The organism is Stenotrophomonas sp. SMYL89, from assembly GCF_036319985.1.
GTDB lineage: Bacteria > Pseudomonadota > Gammaproteobacteria > Xanthomonadales > Xanthomonadaceae > Stenotrophomonas > Stenotrophomonas maltophilia_Q.
Window position 1 is genome coordinate 104,717 of record NZ_JAWIRW010000012.1, and the last position, 20,337, is coordinate 125,053.

General features: G+C 69.0%; 13 protein-coding genes. All 13 read left to right on the forward strand.

All coding sequences use genetic code 11. The features are described 5' to 3' along the window. Positions 1-88 precede the first annotated feature (88 nt). The 13 genes from V3B41_RS15340 to gspD all read left to right on the forward strand — a co-directional run bounded on the left by V3B41_RS15340 (position 89) and on the right by gspD (position 20,154). Positions 89-7,270: an ESPR-type extended signal peptide-containing protein gene (locus V3B41_RS15340; protein WP_329861658.1), complete on the forward strand. Its 7,182-nt coding sequence runs from the start codon at positions 89-91 to the stop codon at positions 7,268-7,270. 157 nt (positions 7,271-7,427) lie between these two features. Next, positions 7,428-9,320, forward strand: coding sequence for a S8 family serine peptidase (locus tag V3B41_RS15345; RefSeq protein ID WP_049428789.1), 1,893 nt, complete (start codon positions 7,428-7,430; stop codon positions 9,318-9,320). A gap of 137 nt (positions 9,321-9,457) precedes the next feature. Then, entirely contained in the window at positions 9,458-11,179 is a 1,722-nt protein-coding gene (gene gspE / locus V3B41_RS15350) for a type II secretion system ATPase GspE (RefSeq protein WP_049428792.1), read from the forward strand. A gap of 24 nt (positions 11,180-11,203) precedes the next feature. After that, positions 11,204-12,424: a type II secretion system F family protein gene (locus tag V3B41_RS15355; RefSeq protein ID WP_049428794.1), complete on the forward strand. Its 1,221-nt coding sequence runs from the start codon at positions 11,204-11,206 to the stop codon at positions 12,422-12,424. A gap of 49 nt (positions 12,425-12,473) precedes the next feature. Continuing rightward, the gene (gene gspG / locus V3B41_RS15360; protein WP_049428795.1) at positions 12,474-12,917 is read left to right on the forward strand and encodes a type II secretion system major pseudopilin GspG; all 444 of its coding nucleotides are present in this window, start codon (positions 12,474-12,476) and stop codon (positions 12,915-12,917) included. Positions 12,918-12,923: 6 nt separating this feature from the next. Further along, positions 12,924-13,418: a GspH/FimT family pseudopilin gene (locus V3B41_RS15365; RefSeq protein WP_049428797.1), complete on the forward strand. Its 495-nt coding sequence runs from the start codon at positions 12,924-12,926 to the stop codon at positions 13,416-13,418. Beyond that, positions 13,415-13,840 carry a prepilin-type N-terminal cleavage/methylation domain-containing protein gene (locus tag V3B41_RS15370; protein ID WP_049428798.1) on the forward strand — a complete coding sequence of 142 codons (426 nt, stop codon included), beginning with the start codon at positions 13,415-13,417 and terminating at the stop codon, positions 13,838-13,840. The genes V3B41_RS15365 and V3B41_RS15370 overlap by 4 nt, the downstream gene beginning before the upstream one ends. Next, complete coding sequence (locus tag V3B41_RS15375) at positions 13,837-14,469, forward strand: type II secretion system protein J (RefSeq protein WP_329861659.1); 633 nt, start codon at positions 13,837-13,839, stop codon at positions 14,467-14,469. Before V3B41_RS15370 ends, V3B41_RS15375 begins: the two co-directional genes overlap by 4 nt. After that, a complete protein-coding gene (locus V3B41_RS15380) occupies positions 14,466-15,329 on the forward strand; it encodes a general secretion pathway protein GspK (RefSeq protein ID WP_049428803.1) in 864 nt (287 codons plus the stop codon). The genes V3B41_RS15375 and V3B41_RS15380 overlap by 4 nt, the downstream gene beginning before the upstream one ends. Further along, positions 15,326-16,471, forward strand: coding sequence for a PilN domain-containing protein (locus V3B41_RS15385; protein ID WP_049428804.1), 1,146 nt, complete (start codon positions 15,326-15,328; stop codon positions 16,469-16,471). The genes V3B41_RS15380 and V3B41_RS15385 overlap by 4 nt, the downstream gene beginning before the upstream one ends. After that, positions 16,452-17,159, forward strand: a complete 708-nt coding sequence (gspM, locus tag V3B41_RS15390; RefSeq protein WP_238378716.1) for a type II secretion system protein GspM — start codon at positions 16,452-16,454, stop codon at positions 17,157-17,159. Before V3B41_RS15385 ends, gspM begins: the two co-directional genes overlap by 20 nt. Then, positions 17,149-17,943, forward strand: a complete 795-nt coding sequence (locus V3B41_RS15395) for a hypothetical protein (RefSeq protein WP_049428808.1) — start codon at positions 17,149-17,151, stop codon at positions 17,941-17,943. The genes gspM and V3B41_RS15395 overlap by 11 nt, the downstream gene beginning before the upstream one ends. 9 nt (positions 17,944-17,952) lie before the next feature. Further along, positions 17,953-20,154, forward strand: a complete 2,202-nt coding sequence (gene gspD, locus V3B41_RS15400) for a type II secretion system secretin GspD (RefSeq protein ID WP_049428809.1) — start codon at positions 17,953-17,955, stop codon at positions 20,152-20,154. Positions 20,155-20,337 lie beyond the last annotated feature (183 nt).

A 20,337-nucleotide genomic window follows, 5' to 3' on the forward strand; every position in this document is an offset into this window, starting at 1 on the left:
CGAATAAACGCCCCCAGGGGACGTTGGGCCGGAAAGCCCAGCGGTGGCGTTGCTTTGCCCAAAACCAGTCCAATCAGGAGCCGTACCGATGAATCGGATTTATCGCAAGGTCTGGAACAAAGCATTGGGTCAGTTGGTGGTGGCCTCGGAACTGGCTTCCTCCGACAGCAGCAGCGGTGGGGTCGTCGACCAGCGCCGCGATGCGACACAGGCCACGCCCGCACTGCTGGCGGTGGCACTGGGCCTGGTATTGGGATTGGGCATGAGTGGCCCTGCCACCGCACAGTCGGTGCAGATCGGCGGTAGCGCCACCTGCGTGGCATTCAGCGGCAAGCTGCTCGAAAAGTGCCTGATCGAAGGCTCGGCCACGGCCAAGGGCAGCAATGCGGTGGCGATCGGCAGCAACAGCAGTGCCAGTGCGGCCAACAGCGTGGCGCTGGGCGCCGGCTCCAGGGCCACGCGTGCCAACACCGTCTCCGTCGGTGATGCCGGCAAGGAACGGCAGGTCACCAACGTCGCCGCAGGCACGCAGGCGACCGACGCAGTGAACAAGGCTCAGCTGGACGCGCAGGCGCGCGCCACGCAGGCCGCGCTGGCCGACGTTGCCGCCGACGGCGACCGCTATTTCAAGGCCGACGGCGCAGGCGATGACAGCGACGCGGCGAAGATCCAGGGCGAGGGCGCACTGGCCGCCGGTGCCGGTGCGCAGTCGCTGGCCAACGCCACCACCGCCATCGGCACCCAGGCCATCGCGGCCGGCATCGGCGCCAGCGCGTTCGGCCAGGGCGCCTTGGCGATCGGTGATGCCAGCGTAGTGGTCGGGCAGAGCGCGGCAGCCTTCGGCCTTGGCGATACCGCCATCGGCGCCAGTGCGTATGCCGCCAGCGAGAACGGCGCAGCAACGGCACTGGGTGCATTGTCCGAAGCCACCGCAGACGGTGCGACCGCCGTCGGTGGCGGTGCCGTGGCGATGGGTCCCGGCAGTACTGCATTGGGTCGCGGCGCCACCGCCGCCAACGAAGCCTCGATTGCCGTCGGTGCGTTCAGCACGGCGGTCGGTGAGTACAGCACGGCGTTGGGCTCCAATTCCGCCGCGGTCGCTACTGGCAGCGTGGCGCTGGGCGCCGGCTCGCTGGCCGACCGTGTCGATACCGTATCCGTCGGTGCCGCCGAATACGGCCTGACCCGCCAGATCACCAGCGTTGCCGCCGGCACCGAGGACACCGATGCGGTCAACGTCGGCCAGTTGAAGGATGTTGCCGCGGTGGCCGATGCCACCGCCAAGCGCTTCCAGGCCACCGGCAGCAGCAACAGCGATGCCGGCGCACTGGCTGAAGGTGATGACGCGCTGGCCGCCGGCGAGGCCGCCAACGCCATCGGCAACGGCACCACGGCGGTCGGTGCCGGTGCCACCGCCGTTGCGCAGAACGCGACCGCGGTGGGCAACAACGCGCTGGCCTCTGGCCCGAACAGCGCAGCATTCGGCAACAACGCGCAGGCCAACGGACCGGGCAGCGTGGCCGTGGGTGGCGCTGCGGTGGATGCCAACGGCAATCCGCTGATCACCAGTGGTGGCGTGCCGGTGGTCACCGGCGCCACCAGTGCCGGCGTGGGTGGCACGGCCGTCGGCGCCAGCGCCGATGCCAGCGGCTTTGCCGCATCGTCCTATGGCGTGGGGGCCTATGCCTCCGGCGCGCAGGCGTCGGCGTTCGGTGCGGTCTCCAATGCCATCGGTGATTACTCCACGGCACTGGGTACGCAGAGCAATGCCACGGGCACCAGCAGCGTTGCCATCGGTGGCCCGGCCGACCTGATTCCCGGCCTGGGCTTCTTCGTACAGACCCAGGCCAGCGGTGAATCGGCGACTGCGGTCGGCGCAGGCGCCATCGCCAGCGGCGACCGTGCCGTGGCCAACGGCAGCCTCAGCGAAGCCTCCGGTGCCGAAGCCACCGCACTGGGCTACTTCGCTTATGCGCCGGGCGAGAACGCCAGTGCGCTCGGCGCGCAGACCTGGGCCAGTGGTGCGCAGAGCACTGCGGTGGGCTACTACGCCACTGCACGCGGCGCCAACAGTGTCGCGCTGGGCGCGAACTCCGAAGCGGTGCGTGCCAACAGCGTTGCGGTGGGCAGCGCCGGCAATGAGCGGCAGATCACCAGCGTCGCTGCAGGCAGCGAAGCCACCGATGCGGTGAACAAGGCGCAGCTGGATGCGGTAGCGAACATCGCCGACAGCACCGCGCGCTTCTTCCAGGCCCAGCCGGAAGCCGACAGCGATGCCGGCGCGCTGGCGGAAGGCGAGGGGGCCATCGCGGCCGGTTCGTCGAGCAACGCGATCGGTGCTGGCGCGGTTGCGCATGGCGCGGCCGCGTCGGCAATCGGCGATGACAGCGTGGCGGTGGGCCGCAACAGCACGGCCACCGGCAGCGGCGGCGTCGCCATTGGTGGCCTGGGCCAGGCCTACGACGAGTTCAACCAGCCGATCATCGGTGCCGATGGCAAGGCGCAGCAGGTGGGTACCACGGCCGTGGCCGATGCCACGGCAGTCGGCAGCGCTGCGCAGGCCACCGGTGCTGCCAGCAGCGCCTTCGGCAATGCGGCCAAGGCCAGCGGTGACAACAGCTTCGCCGCCGGCGGCAAGTCGCGCGCAACCGGCGCGTATGCGGTGGCGGTGGGTGACAGTGCGTTCGCCAGCAGCGATGACAGTACCGCGGTGGGCGGCTACAGCTGGGCCACCGCCAGTGGCGCCAGCGCCTTCGGTTCCGGTGCGTGGGCGACCGCCACCAACGCTTCCGCGTTCGGCAACGCGGCGTGGGCCAGCGGCGCTGGCGCCACGTCGATCGGCTACAACAGCTGGGCCAACGGCACCAGCGCCACCGCCGTCGGCCGCGGTGCCTTCGGCTATGGCGACAACAGCGTGGCACTGGGCTTCCAGGCGCTGGGCAACAGCATCAACAGCATCGCCATCGGCACCAACACGGTGGCCGGCGGCGAAAGTGCGATCGCGCTGGGTGCGGGCAGCAATGCCACTGCCAGCAACGCCGTCGCACTCGGCGCGGGCTCGGTCGCCAACCGCGCACGCACGGTGTCGGTGGGCAGCAGCGGCAACGAGCGCCAGGTCACCAACGTTGCCGCCGGTACCCAGGCCACCGATGCGGTGAACAAGGCACAGCTGGACGCGGTGGCAAGCACCGCCACGACCACCAGCCGCTTCTTCCAGGCCAACGGTAACGGCGACGATGTGGCGGGTGCGCTGGTGGAGGGCGACAACGCGCTGGCCGCAGGTGATTCGGCCAACGCCATCGGCAATGGCGCCACCGCGCTCGGCAGCGGTGCCAATGCGCTGGCCGGCAACGCGCAGGCGATCGGCTTCAACGCGCTGGCGACCGCCGCCAATGCCAGTGCCGTAGGCGCCAATGCACAGGCCACCGGCGAATACGCCACCGCGCAGGGTGCGGAAAGCGAAGCCAGCGGTGAGCAGAGTGCGGCGTTCGGCGCGGCCAGCATCGCCAGCGGCGCGGGCAGCACCGCCATCGGTGCCTTGTCCGAAGCCTCCGGCGAAGAAGCCGTAGCCGTGGGCTACTTCAGCAACGCCAGTGGTAGTGGTGCCACCGCGGTCGGCAGCGAGAGCGTGGCCAGCGGCACGGCTGCGGCAGCGTTCGGTATCGGTGCCGAAGCCACCGGTGGTTACAGCACCGCCATCGGCGGCTATGCACAGGCTTCGGCCTTCAATGCCACCGCCTTTGGCAACTTCGCCAATGCCTCCGGTTCCAACAGCGTGGCGCTGGGCGGCGATTCGCAGGCGTCCGGCGCCTACAGCACCGCCACCGGCCAGGGCAGCCTGGCCACCGGCACCAACAGCGTCGCCATTGGTGGTTCGCTGTTCGGCACGCTGGCCACCGAAGCCTCGGGCAACTACTCCACGGCGGTGGGCGGTGGCGCCTGGTCGGGAGGCATCAACAGCACCGCGCTGGGCAATGCGGCGGAATCGCGCGCGGCCAACAGCGTGGCGCTCGGTGCGGATTCGATTGCGGACCGCGACAACACCGTGTCGGTGGGCGGCGGCGGGAACACCCGCCAGATCACCAACGTGGCCGATGGCACGCAGGGCAACGATGCGGTCAACAAGAACCAGCTCGATGCCGTAGCCGCCGCCGCGGAAAAGACCAGCAGGCAGTTCCAGGCCAGCGGCAATGCCGATGGTGAAACCGGCGCGCTGGTGGAGGGCGACAATGCGCTGGCCGCCGGTGATGCGGCCAACGCCATCGGCAACGGCGCTACCGCGCTGGGCAGTGGTGCCAATGCGCTGGCCGCCAACGCCACCGCCGTCGGCATCGATGCACTGGCGACCGGCACCAACGCGGCGGCACTGGGCAGCACCGCACAGGCCACCGGCGAGGACAGCCTGGCCCTGGGCAGTGGTGCCAGCGCCAGCGAAGTGGGGACAAGCGCGGTGGGCGCGCGTGCACAGGCAAGCGGTGTCTACAGCACCGCCAACGGTACTGAATCCAACGCCAGTGGCGCACAGTCCCTTGCCAGCGGCTTCCGCAGCGCGGCCTCCGCCGATGGCACCACAGCGGTGGGTGGCTATGCCGAAGCGACCGGTCGCCTCGGCACCGCACTGGGCTATGGCTCGGCGGCCAGCGGCGCCAACACAACGGCGGTGGGCTTCGGCGCGGCCGCGGCCGGCACCGGCGCGGTTGCGGTGGGTCAGTCGAGTGAAGCCAGCGGTGCGGAAAGCGTGGCGATCGGCGGCAGCACCTTCTTCGGCCTGATCCCATCGCGTGCCAGTGGCACCGGTGCGGCGGCGTTCGGTGCCGGTGCGTGGGCCACCGAGGACTACGCTACGGCCATCGGCTGGAATGCCTGGTCGGCTGGTACCAACGCCACGGCGCTGGGTGCAAACGCCACCGCCAATGGCAGCAACAGCGTTGCGCTCGGTGCCGGTTCCAAGGCTGACCGCGACAACACGGTGGCCGTTGGCAAGGCCGGCAGCGAACGCCAGGTCACCAACGTTGCCGCCGGTACCGAAGCCACCGATGCGGTGAACAAGGGCCAGCTCGACGCCGTTGCCAGCGTGGCCGACAAGACCAGCCGCCAGTTCCAGGCCAGCGGCAATGCCGATGGCGAGGCAGGTGCACTGGTCGATGGTGAAAATGCGCTGGCGGCCGGCAATGCGGCCAATGCGATCGGCAACGGTGCGACTGCGCTGGGCAGCGGCGCCAACGCCATGGCCGCCAACGCCACCGCGGTCGGCTTCGATGCACTGGCCACCGGCAACAACGCTGCCGCACTGGGCAATGCTGCGCAGGCCAGTGGTGTCGACAGCGTTGCGCTGGGCAGCGGCGCCAGCGCCAGCGAAACCGGCGCCAGCGCCACTGGCGCCGGGGCCCAGGCCAAGGGGCCCTACAGCACGGCCAACGGTGCGCAGTCCACGGCTACCGGCACGCAGTCGCAGGCCAGTGGCTTCCGCGCCAGTGCCTCGGCCGATGGCGCTTCGGCGCTGGGCAGCTATGCCGAAGCCAGCGGCCGCCTGGGTACTGCGGTCGGTTACGGCAGCAAGGCCACCGGTTTGAATGCCACGGCGGTGGGTGTCAGTGCCAACGCTTCGGCTGCCGGCAGTGTCGCACTGGGTGGAGGCTCGGTGGCCGATCGTGCCAATACCGTGTCCGTCGGCAGTGCCGTCAACAACCGGCAGGTCACCAATGTCGCCAACGGTACCGAAATCAATGACGCAGTGAATCGCGGGCAGCTGGACGCCGTTGCGTTCACCGCCAACACCACCAACCGATATTTCCGCGCCAATGGCACGGGAACCGCGAACGCCATCGGTACCGATTCGGTAGCGATGGGCTCGGTGGCCAATGCGGCGGGCGCACGCAGCATCGCGCTGGGTGCCAATGCCACGGTGTCTGCCTCCGGTGCACTGGCCGTTGGCGCCGGCGCGGGAGCGGTCGGCGTCAACTCGGTTGCAATCGGTGCCGGAGCACGTGCGCTGGATGCCAATGTTGTGTCGGTGGGCAGTGGCAACCCCACCGATGGCCCGGCCACGCGCCGCATCGTCAACGTGGCCGATGGCCGCATTGCTGCCGGCAGCAGCGACGCGGTGACCGGCTCCCAGCTCAATGTCACCAACCAGCGCGTGGGCGCAGTGGAAACCCGCGTCGGTGATTTCGATTCGCGCATCGCCACGGTGGAGACCACGGCGGCCAGTGCGGTCGGCTACGACGACGCCAGCCGTGACCGCCTGACCCTGTCCGGCTTCCAGGGCACCACCATCGACAACGTCGGTGCCGGCAGCATCGCCGCCGGCAGCCGCCAGGCGATCAATGGCGGCCAGCTGTTCCAGTCGCTCAGCGATGCCGCCAGCTTCTTGGGGGGCGGCGCGAGCGTCGGCATGCAGGGCGTGTTCGTGGCGCCGAACTACGTGATCCAGGGTGCCACCTACAGCAACGTCGGCGATGCGCTGGGTGCGCTGGACCGCAAGGTCAGCGAGATCGACCGCCGCACCGCCGGTGGCACGCGCTCGGGAACGGCCAGCCTGCGTTCGATGAGTGCCTCGCTGGATGAAAGCGCACTGGCCAGCGTTGCCGAAGCCCCGGCGACGGCCGATGCGGCACCGGCCAGCACCGCGCGCGTGCAGGGCACGCCGACCGCTGCGGCGGCGGGTGCGGGCATCCCGGTGGGCACCCCGGCATCGGGGCTCAACGCGGTCGCCATGGGCGACGGCGCGGTGGCCAGCGGCGCCTCGTCCACTGCCATCGGCCAGGGCGCAAGTGCCACCGCTGCCAACGCGGTGGCGCTGGGCCAGGGCTCGGTTGCCGATCGTGCCAATACGGTGTCGGTGGGCAGCGAAGGCAACGAGCGCCAGGTCACCAACGTGGCAGCCGGTACCACCGCCACCGATGCGGTCAACAAGGGCCAGCTCGATCGTGGCATGGCCACCGCCAACAGCTACACCGACAGCCGCGTGCAGGCCGTCGCCGACAGCTTCGATGTGTTCAAGGGCGAGGTCGACGGGCGCCTGCGGCACATGGATCGCCGCATCGACCGCCAGGGCGCGATGAGCGCGGCGATGCTCAACATGGCCACCAGTGCTGCCGGCATCCGTACCCAGAACCGGGTCGGCGTCGGCATCGGCTTCCAGGGCGGCGAATCGGCACTGTCGCTGGGTTACCAGCGTGCGATCAGCGATCGCGCCACGGTGACGGTCGGCGGTGCCTTCAGCAGCGACGACAGCTCGGTCGGCGTCGGTGCCGGCTTCGGCTGGTAAGCCACTCCATCGCGCCGGCGGCCACCCACGCCGGCGCAGCACCTGCAACGAGGGCCTGGGGGGAGGTCACGGCAATCCCGGCTGGGCCGGCCGGGAGTCGTCAAGGAATGATGGCCGCAGTGTTGGTTCGATCCATGACCCAGAAGAGGAATTCGACGTGATCAAGAAGCAGAACCTTCGCATCAATGTGTTGGCAGCCGCCGTGCTGTCGCTGACCGGTGTTGGCCTGGCACAGGCCGCCGACCTGAAAGCAAATGCGCCGTTGTCCGGCCCGAAGACGCAGCAGGTTGATGGCATCATCGTGAAGTACCGCGCTGGCAGCGCCGCAGCTGCCGATGCAAACGCCAAGCTGGCCGTGGTCAACTCGGCCATCGCGCGCGCCGTGCCGGCAGGCACCAGCGCGGCTGCGCGCAGTGCCGCGCTGCGCCCGCAGGTGGCCCGCAAGCTTGGCATCGGTGCCGATCTGATCCGCCTGCAGGGAGGGATCGCGCGCGCCGAGCTGGACAAGGTGCTGGGCGAACTGAAGGCTGACCCGACCGTCGAATATGCGGTGGCCGACGCCGTCATGTATCCGATCGATGCCGCGTCGTCGCCGCGCGCTGACGCCGTCGCGAAGTCCGATGCGTCGCCCAACTTCGTGCCCAATGATCCGTACTACCAGAGCCACAACTGGCACTTCCACAACCCGGTCGGCGGCGTCAACGCACCGGCCGCATGGGACGTCTCGCAGGGCGAGGGCATCGTGGTGGCCGTGCTCGATACCGGCATCCTGCCCGAGCACCCGGATTTTGCCGCCGGCACCCTGCTGGAGGGCTACGACTTCATCAGCCAGGCCAGCCGCTCGCGTCGTGCCGCCGATGGCCGCGTGCCGGGTGCACTCGACTACGGTGACTGGATGCCCACTGCCAACGCCTGCTACGACGGTTCGCCGGTACGTGACAGCAGCTGGCACGGTACCCATGTGACCGGCACCATCGCCGAGGCCACCAACAACGGCCTGCATACCGCCGGCCTGGCCTACAAGGCCAAGGTGCTGCCGGTACGCGTGCTCGGCTACTGCGGTGGCACCCTGTCGGACATCACCGACGCCATCACCTGGGCTTCGGGCGGTACCGTGGCCGGCATCCCTGCCAACCAGAATCCCGCCGAAATCATCAACATGAGCCTGGGCGGCTCCGGCAGCTGTGATCCGGCCTACCAGGCGGCCATCACCGGTGCCACCAACCGCGGTACCCTGGTGGTGGTGGCAGCCGGCAACGACTCGATGAATGTCGCCAACGCCCGCCCGGCCAACTGCGACGGCGTGGTCTCGGTCGGCGCGACCGGCATCACCGGCGCCATGGCCTACTACTCCAACTTCGGTACCCGCATCGATCTGTCCGGTCCGGGCGGTGGCGTCACCGACGGCAATCCGAACGGCTATGTCTGGCAGGCGGTGTCCAGCAGCAAGACGTCGCCGCCGGCAGCCGGTTCCACCGAGGGCTACACCCTGGGCGGCAAGGCCGGCACCTCGATGGCGGCACCGCATGTGGCTGCCGTCGCCGCGCTGGTGCAGAGCGCGCTGATCGCCGCCAACCGCGACCCGCTCGCACCGGCAGGCATGCGGACCCTGCTGAAGGAAACGGCACGTCCGTTCCCGGTCAGCATTCCGTCCGCCACCCCGATCGGCACCGGCATCGTCGACGCCAAGGCCGCGCTGGACAAGGCCCTGGAAGAGCCGTGCACCGAGAACTGCGGTCCGGTGGCCAAGCCGCTGACCAACAAGGTGGCCATCGGCGGGTTGAGTGGTGCCGCCGGCAGCAGCGTGCTTTACAGCTTCGAGGCCGCGGCAGGCAAGCAGCTCAGCGTCATCACCTATGGCGGCACCGGCAACGTATCGGTGTACCTGGCCAAGGGCCGTGAACCGAGTGCCACCGACAACGATGCGCGCTCGACCCGCCCGGGCACCTCGGAAACGGTGCGCGTAACTGCAGCGACTGCCGGCACCTACTACATCAAGGTGGTGGGCGAAGCGGCATACAGCGGCGTGAGCATTCTCGCCACGCAGTAAGCGCGCATCGCGGTAGTTGAATGGCCGAAGCCCGTCACCCGCATGTGACGGGCTTCGTCTTTTTACGAAAGCGGGCGGCGGGGCGACGGAAATCACGGCGTAACTGCTAAAGTCGAGCCGATTGACAGGAGGGTCACGTGAACGCGCTTGCTGCAACCGCCGCTGACGACGCCGAAGGTCGCATCCTGGATGCGTTGCTGGCGCGTGGCCGCCTCAAGGAGGGCGATCTTGCACGGGCTCGGCCGCTGCACGCGGAGGCGGGCGGCAGCCTGCTCGGCCTGCTGGTGCGGCTGGGGCTGGTATCCGAACGTGACCAGGCGCAGGCCAGCGCCGAGGTGCTGGGTCTGCCGCTGCTGGATGGCAAGCAATTGCCGGATTCACCGCCCCAGGGCCTGGCCGAGGGCCTGCCGCTGTCCCTTCGTTTCCTCAAGCAGTTCCATGTATGCCCGCTGGCGCTGGATGAACAGGGCGTGCGGCTGTGGCTGGCGGACGCCCACGATCCGTACCCGCAGCAGGCCGTGCAGCTGGCGCTGGGCGTACCGGTGACGCCGGTGTTGGGCATGCGTGCGGAGATCGATGACCTGGTCGAGCGCTGGTTCGGCCAGGGCCGCAGCGCGATGGGCGCGATCGTTGAAACCGCAGACGGCGAGGGTGGCGCGGTCGACGATATCGAGCACCTGCGCGACCTTGCCTCGGAAGCGCCGGTGATCCGCCTGGTCAACCTGGTGATCCAGCGTGCGGTGGAGCTGCGCGCTTCGGACATCCATGTCGAGCCGTTCGAGAGCCGGCTGAAGGTGCGTTACCGCGTCGACGGCGTGCTGGTGGAGGGCGAAAGCCCGCCGGCCAACCTCACTGCCGCGGTGATCAGCCGCATCAAGATCATGGCCCGCCTCAACATCGCCGAGCGCCGCCTGCCGCAGGATGGGCGCATCATGCTGCGCGTTCAGGGCAAAGAGCTGGACCTGCGCGTGAGCACGGTGCCGACCGCGCACGGCGAGAGCGTGGTGATGCGCCTGCTCGACCGCGAAACGGTAGTGTTCGATTTCCATCGGCTCGGCTTTACCGATGCGTTCCTGCCGCAGTTCCGCAAGGTGCTGGAACAACCGCACGGCATCCTGCTGGTCACCGGCCCGACCGGTTCGGGCAAGACCACCACGCTGTACACCGCGCTGAGCCAGCTCAACACCGCCGACGTCAAGATCATCACGGTGGAAGATCCGGTCGAGTACCAGATCGAGGGCATCAACCAGATCCAGGCCAAGCCGCAGATCGGCCTGGACTTTGCCAACGCACTGCGCAGCATCGTGCGCCAGGACCCGGACATCATCATGATCGGCGAAATGCGCGACCTGGAAACCGCGCGCATCGCGATCCAGTCGGCGCTGACCGGCCACCTGGTGCTGTCCACCCTGCACACCAACAATGCGGCCGGCGGCATCACCCGCCTGCTCGACATGGGTGTGGAGGACTATCTGCTCACTTCCACCATCAACGGCATCCTGGCCCAGCGCCTGGTGCGCCGGCTGGAACCGACGCACGCCGAGCGCTATGAAGCCTCGCCGGAGGAGATCGAGCGTTTCGAGCTGCGCCGTCTGCAACCGGAAGGGCCGATCCACCTGTACCGCCCGAAGCCTTCGGCACTGGCGCCGACCGGCTACCTGGGCCGCACCACCATCATGGAATTCCTGGTAATGAACGACGCGCTGCGGCGTGCGGTGATGCGCCGCGATGGCATGGGCGAGATCGAACGCATCGCCCGCGAAGCCGGCATGCGCACCATGTACGAGGATGGCCTGGCCAAAGCGCTCAGCGGCCAGACCACCATCGAGGAAGTGCTGCGCGTGACCGAGGAAAGCTGATGCGCGCAGGACGCCGGGGCTGACATGCCGAACTACCGCTACAAGGCGCTCAATCCGCACGGCGAGATCTTCGACGGGCAGATGGAAGCAGGCAGCGAGGCCGAACTGATCGCGCGCCTGCAGGATCAGGGCCACCTGCCGATGGAGACCCAGCTGGCCGATGGCGGCGTGGTCGGCGGCAGCAGCTGGCGCACGCTGCTGCGCCAGCGCCCGTTGCAGGGTGCGGCGCTGCTGCAGTTCACCCAGCAGCTGGCGACCCTGCTGGGTGCCGGCCAGCCGCTTGACCGTGCGCTGTCGATCCTGCTCGGCCTGCCGGAAGACGAGCGTTCGCGCCGCGCGATCACCGACATCCGCGACGTGGTGCGCGGTGGTGCGCCGCTGTCGACCGCATTGGAGCGCCAGCACGGCCTGTTCTCGCGCCTGTACGTGAACATGGTGCGTGCCGGCGAGGCGGGTGGCAGCCTGCACGAGACGCTGCAGCGGCTGGCCGACTATCTCGAACGCAGCCGCGCGCTGCAGGGCAAGGTGATCAACGCACTGGTCTATCCGGCCATCCTGCTGGTGGTGGTGGGCGGTGCGCTGCTGTTCCTGCTCGGTTACGTGGTGCCACAGTTCGCGCAGATGTACGAAAGCCTGGACGTGGCGCTGCCGTGGTTCACCAATGCGGTGCTGCAGCTGGGCCTGTTCGTGCGCGACTGGTGGGTGCTGCTGCTGGTGGTGCCTGCAGTGCTGGCACTGTTCTTCGAACGCAAGGTACGGCAGCCGGCGTTCCGGCTGGCGCTGGATGGATGGCTGCTGCAGCGTCGCGGCATCGGCCGCCTGCTGGGCGAACTGGAAACCGCACGGCTGGCGCGCACGCTGGGCACCCTGCTGCGCAATGGCGTGCCGCTGCTCGGGGCGCTGGGCATCGCACGCAACGTGCTGGGCAACCGCGCGCTTGCCGCTGACGTGGAAGCGGCCGCCGATGAAGTGAAGAACGGTGCCGGCCTGTCGCTGGCGCTGTCACGTGGCAAGCGATTCCCGCGCCTGGCGCTGCAGATGATCCAGGTCGGCGAGGAGTCCGGCGCGCTCGATACCATGCTGCTGAAAGCTGCCGACACGTTTGAACAGGACAGCGCCCGTCGCATCGACCGCCTGTTGGCGGCGATGGTGCCGGCGATCACCCTGGTGCTGGCCTCGGTGGTCGGTGCGGTGATCGTGGCCGTGCTGGTGCCGTTGTACGACCTGACCAATGCCATCGGCTGATGATGGCTCCCTACGCAACCTCGACACTCCGCAACTGAAAGGACCGACCATGATTGCTTCCCGTCGACCGATCCGCCTTTCCTTCACCGCCGCGCGCAGCCAGTCGGGCATGAGCCTGCTGGAGATCATCATCGTCATCGTGCTGATCGGCGCGGTGCTGACCCTGGTCGCCAGCCGCGTGCTGGGCGGCGCCGATCGTGGCAAGGCGAACATCGCCAAGGCCCAGGTGCAGACCGTTGCCTCCAAGGTCGACAACTACCAGATCGATACCGGCAAGCTGCCGGGCTCGCTCAACGATCTGGTGACCGCACCGGCCGGTGTCGGCGGCTGGCTGGGCCCGTACGCCAAGCCGGCCGACCTGAATGACCCGTGGGGCCACGCGCTGGAGTACCGCGCGCCGGGCGAAGGCCAGCCGTATGAACTGATCAGCCTGGGCAAGGACGGCAAGGCCGGTGGCAGCAGTGTCGACGCTGACATCCGCTACCAGCCGTAACCGGGCATGACGCATTTCCTGCCGCGCCGGCTGCCTCGCCCGCGCCTGCACGACAGGCGCGCAGCGGGCCTGTCGTTGCTGGAAATGCTGCTGGTGATCGCGCTGATCGCCGCGATCGGCCTGATCACCGCCGCGGGTCTGTCGCGCGGCTTTGCCGGCATGCAGCTGCGCAGCGCCGGCAAGGACATCGCCAACCAGCTGCGCATGGTGCGCGCCCAGGCCATCGCGCGCGGTGAACCGCAGCGCTTCGTGATCGAACCGGCGCGTCGCCACTGGCAAGGTGCGAACCAGCGCCAGGGCGACGTCCCGGCGCAGCTGCAGGTGCAGTTCGAAGGCGCCGCGCAGCTGGCCACCGCACCGGGGCAGGGCGTGATCGAGTTCCATCCCGATGGTGGCTCCAGTGGTGGCCGCATCCGGCTGCAGCGTGAGGGCGCCGAATGGCGCATCGATGTCGGCTGGTTGACCGGCGAGGTCCGCTCCGGCCCGTGGCAGGCGCCATGAAGCGGCGGGCGCGTGGTTTCACCCTGCTGGAAGTGATCATCGCCTTCGCCCTGCTGGGCCTTGCGCTGACACTGCTGCTGGGCAGCCTGTCAGGTGGCGCGAAACAGGTCCGCGAGGCCGAGCTGCGCACGCGTGCGGTGCTGCATGCGCAGTCGTTGCTGGCCGAAGCCGGTGTCGCCTCGCCATTGCAGGTCGGCAGCCAGCAGGGCGACTGGGAACAGGGCCGATACCATTGGGAGCTGCAGGTGCAACCATGGGTCGAGCCGCGTGCCGGCAACGTGGCACAGGTACAGGCGCAATCGCCGGGGGCTCCCTGGCTGGCCGAGCTGCAGCTTCAGGTGCGCTGGGGCGACAGCGAACGCGAACAACTGCGCTGGCGCAGCCTGCGCCTGCTGCCACCGGACCTGGAGAGCGCGCGATGAAGCGACGCGCCGCAGGCTTCACCCTGGTGGAAGTGATGCTGGCCACGGTGCTGTTGGCCGGTGGCCTGGCGTTGGCGTTCGCCAGCGTGCGCTCGGCGATGGCGGTGAGCAAGCGTGGCGAGCAGATTGCCGCCGAGAGCGAACGCATGCGTGCGGTTGAGACCTTGCTGCGGCGACAACTGGCGGGTGCGCTGCGCACGCCGCTGGAAGTGCCTGATCCCACCCGCGAACCGATCTTCTTCCAGGGCGAAGAACAACGCATGCTGTTCGCGGCTGATCTACCCGGTTATCTCGGCCGCGGTGGGGCGTACCTGCATGCATTGCAGGTGGACGGCCGCAGCGGCCAGCAGCGCCTGCTGCTGGACCTGGTGCTGCTGCAGGAAGGCGAGCGCATTGCCGAGAATCCGCCGCGCCCGCCGGAGGTGCTGGTGGAGAACCTCAAATCGGTACAGCTGCGCTACCGCGGCATCGATGCCAGCACCGGCCAGGTCACCGACTGGATGCCGCGCTGGGACGATACCCGGCGCCTGCCGATGCTGGTGGAGATCCAGATCGTGCCCGCCAAGGGCGCCCCCTGGCCTGCACTGGTGGTCGCTCCGCGCGCGGGCGGCAGTGGAGGTGCACGGTGAACCGGGAACGCGGCGCGGCACTGGTGCTGGTGCTGTGGCTGATCGCGCTGATGACGGCGCTGGTGGGGGCGTTCGCGTTGAGCGCGCGGGTCGAGCATCTGCAGCAGCGGGTGCTGGACGATGATGCGCGTGGCCAGGAGCGTGCACGGGCGGGACTGGAGTACGCGCTGACGCGCCTGTCCGCCGATCCGCAGCGAGCGCCCTGGCGCGCCGATGGCCGTGCCTATCGCTGGCAGTTCGATGACGCCAGCATCGAGATCAAGGTGCTGGACGAGAACGGCAAGATCAACCTGAACCTGGCCGACGTGGCCCTGCTGAGCGCCTTCCTCAAGGCGCTGGGTGAAGACGAAATGCAGGCCCGCCAGCTGGCCGGCGCGATCGTCGACTGGCGTGACGAGGACAGCCTGCTGCAGCCCGGCGGTGGTGCCGAAGCGCCCGACTATGCTGCGGCAGGCCTGCCCTATGGCCCTCGCAACAAGCGTTTCGAGACCCTTGGCGAGCTGCAGCGGGTGCTCGGCATGCGTGGGCCGTTGTATCAGAAGATGCTGCCGCACCTGACCCTGTACAGCCGCCAGGCGCGGCCGGATCCGCAGTTCGCCAGTGCGGTGGTGTTGACCGCATTGGGCCTGGACGCCGATACCGTGCTGGCCCAGCGTGCCCAGCAGGAGCGTGATGCCGATTCCGCTGCGGGTGCGTCAACCCTTGCCAGCAGCAGTGGCACCTATAGTATCGAGTCCCGTGTCACCGACGGCAGTGGACGCCGGTCGGTGTTGCAGGCGGTGGTACGCAATGGCTCGGGCGGGGTTCCCGGGCGGTCCTACACAGTGCTTCGCTGGGAGCAGGGAATGACAGCAAGATGACGGCTTGGCAGGACAGTGTGCGGCAGGTACAGGGCCGGATCGGCCCGGGCGTCGGCCGTTTCCTGCGCTGGTGGCGGCAATCGTTGCTGGCGTGGGTGCCGGCCCGTTGGCAGTGGGCGCTGGGCTGGGCGCAGGCACGCCTGCTGCTGCAGCGTGAAGGCGACCAGCTCCAGGTCTGGCGCGAGGCCGGTGAGCGCCGCGAGCCGGTGGTACGGCTGCCGTGGCCGCTGTCCCCGGCCGAACTGGATCGCGTGCTGGAAGCCCGCCTGCGCAGCTTGCCGCGGGTGTGGCTGCTGCCGGCCGCCGATGTGCTGCGCCGGCAGCTGCGCCTGCCAGTGGCGGCGGCTGACCGCCTGCGTGCGGTGGTCGGCTTCGAGATCGACCGGCAGACGCCGTTCGAATCCAGCCAGGTCAGCTATGACGTGCGTGAACGTGGCGCGGCAGGCGAGGGCCAGCTGCAGGTCGAACTGGTGGCTTGGCCGTTGCGGCAGCTCGAGGCCTGGCGCAGCAATGTGGGCCAATGGGCCGATGTACTGTCCGGTGTCGATGCCATCGATGCGCAGGGCAACATCCTGCAGGTGAACCTGCTGCCGCCCGCGCAGCGTCAGCAGCAGGCCGACCCGATGCGGCGCTGGAACCTTCTGCTGGCGGTGGCCGCGGTGGTGATGCTGGTGCTGGCTGGCCTGCAGCTGCTCGACAACCGCCGCGCGGCAGCTGACGAACTGCGGGCCCAGGTGGAGCGCAGCGCGCGCAGTGCGCGTGGCGTGGCCAGCGAACGTGCGCAGCTGCAGGCGCTGATCGACGGTGCTGCGTTCCTGGAAAAGCAGCGCGGCCAGCGCGCCGGTACGGTGGAGATCTGGAACGAACTGACCCGGCGCCTGCCGGAGGGGACGTACCTGGAAAAACTGGCCATCGAGAACAACAACCTGCAGCTGATCGGGCTCAGCCGCGAGGCATCGCAGCTGGTGCAGCTGCTGCAGGATGCGCCGCAGTGGCGCAAGGTGAACCTGACCGGCGTGCTGCAGGCCGATGGTGCCGCCAGCGGCCGCGACCGCTTCACCCTGACCGCTGAACTGCAGCCGTTGCCGACGGCGGCCCCGACCCGGGAGGCGGCCGATGCCGATGCCAAGCGCACGCCGTGACCGCTGGCTGGCACTGGCACTGCTGCTGGCAGTGCTGGGCCTGGCCTATCTGCTGCTGGTGCACCCGTGGTTCACCCAGCCGCTGCGCGAGATCGATGCCGATGTGGCCGCACTGCGCGAGCGCGAATCGCGGGTGCAGGCACAGTTGCAGCAGAAGCCGCAGATCGAGCAGCGCCTGCGCGCCACCCGGGAAGCCCTGCAGCAACGGCCGGGCTTCCTGCGCGAAGCGACCGCCGAAGCGGCTGCCGCTGCGCTTGGCGCCAAGCTGCAGGATGCGGTGGCGATGGCCAGCCCGGGCAACCGCAGCTGCACCATCAGCAACCGCACGCCGCTCACCGACAACCGCCGGGACGCCGAGTTCGTGCGCGTGGCCATGCAGGTGCGCCTGCGCTGTGGCGTGGCCGAGCTGGCCACGGTGCTGCACAGCCTGGAAACCGGCAGCCCGCGCTTGTTCGTCGACAATCTCAACCTGATCGCGCAGCGCTTCCAGCAGTCGCCGAATGAATCCGGGCTTGGCCTGGATGTGTCGTTCGAGCTGGCGGGCTACCTGCTGCCGGGCGCTGCTGCCGATGGCAGTGCCCCGGCACCTGCCGCCGAACCGGTGTCCGCGCCGCAGCCGCCTTCGGCGGCCCCCGCCCCCGCACCGGCTGCGCCGGCCGAGGGACAGGAGGTGGCTGATGAAACTTGAGCAGATCAGCCTGCGCACCGGTTTCCTGCTGGCCCTGGCGGGTTGGGCCGCGGCGGTCTGGTTGGCCACCGGCTTCGGTCTGGGCAGCCAGCTACCCGTTGCAGACGGCGATGCCGATGCGGCGCCTTTGCTGCCGGTGCTGCCGCCGTTGGCCGCAGAACGCATGCCCAGCGCCGACAGCTACAGCGCGATCGGTGAGCGTCCACTTTTCGCTGAGGACCGCACGCCGAAGCCCTACCTGCTCGGTGGAAGCGAGCCTGCCGCCAGCGCCGCGCTGCGCTTGACCGGCGTGCTGCTGACCGGGGACTTCGGCATGGCCACCTTCACCACCGAACAGAATCGTTCGCTGCGGCTGCGCCTCAATGGCGAAGCGGTGGACGGCTGGCAACTGGTGGGGCTGGCGCCGCGCCAGGCCACGGTGATCGGCCCAAGTGGCAGCCAGGTGCTGGAACTGGCCGTGTTCAACGGCCAGGGCGGCGAGCCACCCACCGTACTGCGGGGTGCCAATGGCGCGCCGCCGGCGGGTGCGGTCGTTGTGCCGCCGCCGGCGGGCGCACCGCCGATGCCATCCCCACCTCCGGCTGCTGCAACCGCAACCGCGCAGCCGCAGCCCGCCAGCAGCGTGCCACCAGCCGCCGCCGCGGCACCGCCTGCCAACAACAACGGCCCCAGCGAAGCGCAGATGCAGGCCATCCGCGAACGCATCCAGGCCCGTCGCCGCCAGCTGCAGCAACAACAGCAGCAACAACCGTCGCCGCCCCCGGGCGATGGCACCAACCGATAGAGTGAATGCATGAGCCTGCGTTTTCTTCCCTGGTCCTTTGCCCTCGCGCTGCTGGTTGGCTGCAGCACCGTGTCCGCGCCGCATGTGCAACGCAAGGGCAACCTGTCGCCCACTGCCGAGGCCGGCCAGGCGGCCGAGGTCGCCGCCGATGCCGCCCGTGACGCCCAGGGGGCTCCACAGGCCGTGATCCGCCGCGGTACCGGTACCATGATCAACCGCGAAGCCGCACGCGCACCGGCACCGGCGTTGCATGGCGCCAGCACTGGCGAGGCCACCTTCAACTTCGAAGGCGAGTCTGTGCATGCGGTGGTCAAAGCCATCCTGGGTGACATGCTGGGCCAGAACTACGTGATCGCACCGGGCGTGCAGGGAACGGTCACCCTGGCCACGCCCAAGCCGGTGTCGCCGGCACAGGCGTTGAACCTGCTGGAAATGGTGCTGGGCTGGAACAACGCCCGCATGGTCTACAGCGGCGGCCGCTACAACATCGTCGCCGCCGACCAGGCCCTGGCCGGCACCGTCGCGCCGAGTACCGCACCGGCGGCCAGCGCACGTGGCTTCGAAGTGCGGGTGATCCCGCTGCAGTTCATCTCCGCCACGGAAATGAAGAAGGTGCTGGAGCCGTATGCGCGGCCCAACGCCATCGTCAACGTCGACAGTGGCCGCAACGTGATCACCCTCGGTGGCACCCGCGCCGAGCTGGAAAACTACATGCGCACCGTCGAGATCTTCGACGTCGACTGGCTGTCGGGCATGTCGGTGGGCGTGTTCCCGATCCAGTCGGGCAAGGCCGAGCAGGTCGCTGCCGATCTGGAGAAGGTGTTCGGCGAGGAGAGCAAGACCCCCAGCGCCGGCATGTTCCGTTTCCTGCCGCTGGAAAACGCCAACGCGGTGCTGGTGATCACCCCGCAGGTGCGTTACCTGGACCAGATCCAGCAGTGGCTGGACCGTATCGATACCGCCGGTGGCAGCGCCCGCCTGTTCTCCTACGAGCTGCGTTACATCAAGGCGCGCGACCTGGCCGAGCGCCTCAGCGAAGCCTTCGCCAGCAGCGGCAATCGTGGCGGCTCCAGCCCCGCATCGCTGGCGCCCGGCGCGATTCCATCGCAGCTGGGCAGCGACGGCGAGCGCGGCATGGACAGCAACAACAGCAGCAGCTTCGGTTCGACCCCGGGCAGCAGCTCCGGCAGCGGCAACAGCGGCAGCATGAACCTGCCGCAGCGCCAGTCCGGCAACGTCAGCGTCAGCCTGGAAGTGGAAGGCGACCGCGTGGGCGTGTCGGCGGTGGAGGAAACCAACACCCTGCTGGTGCGCTCGACCCCGCAGGCCTGGCGCTCGATCCGGGAAGTGATCGAGAAGCTGGATGTGATGCCGTTGCAGGTGCACATCGAAGCGCAGGTGGCCGAAGTCGCGCTGACCGGAGACCTGAAGTACGGCGTCAACTGGTTCTTCGACAATGCCGTGCTCGGGCAGAAGCTGACCGGCGCCCTGGGCGGCGTGACCCTGCCTGCCGCCGCTGGCGGTTCCTGGAGCAGCTTCGCCGGTGCAGTGACCGGTGGCGAAGGCCTGGGCTGGGCGTTCACCGGCCACAACGGCGCGGCGGTGGTGAGCGCGCTGGACAAGGTCACCGACGTACGCCTGCTGCAGACTCCCTCGGTGTTCGTGCGCAACAACGCGGAGGCCACACTCAACGTGGGTGACAAGGTACCGATCAACACCACCACGGTGAACACCGGCCTGGGCACTGGTACCTACAGCTCCGTGCAGTACATCGATACTGGCGTGATCCTGAAGGTGCGCCCGCGCGTGACCCGCGACGGCACGGTGTTCCTGGACATCGTGCAGGAAGTGAGCAGCGCCTCCGAGGTGCCGGAGAACTGCAACCCGACCGAGCGCAACTGCAACCCGCGCATCTCCACCAAGAAGCTGTCGACCGAAGCGGCGGTGCAGAGCGGCGACACCATCATGCTGGCCGGCCTGATCACCGATTCGGCGACCGATGGCAGCAGCGGCATTCCCGGCCTGAGCCGGATTCCGGTGGTGGGCGCCCTGTTCGGGCAGAAGACGCGCACCAGCCGTCGTTCGGAAGTGATCGTACTGCTGACCCCGAGCATCGTGCGCAACGGGCAGGAAGCACGCACGCTGACCGACGAGTACAGCCAGCGCTTCCGCGCGATGGAACCGCTGAACCAGCCGCGCGCGAAGAAGTAAGGGGTTTATGGCCGGGCTGCGCCCGGCACCCGCAGAGGCCGGAGCTGGAGCAACAGCAACAGCAACAGCAACAGCGGGTTTTACTGAGGGATGGCGGGGCGGTGTGGGTTGGCAGGACACGCCGTAAACCCGTCCCAGGGGGCTCGATGGCGCCATCCATGGCGCCAACGGTCCTGCCAACCC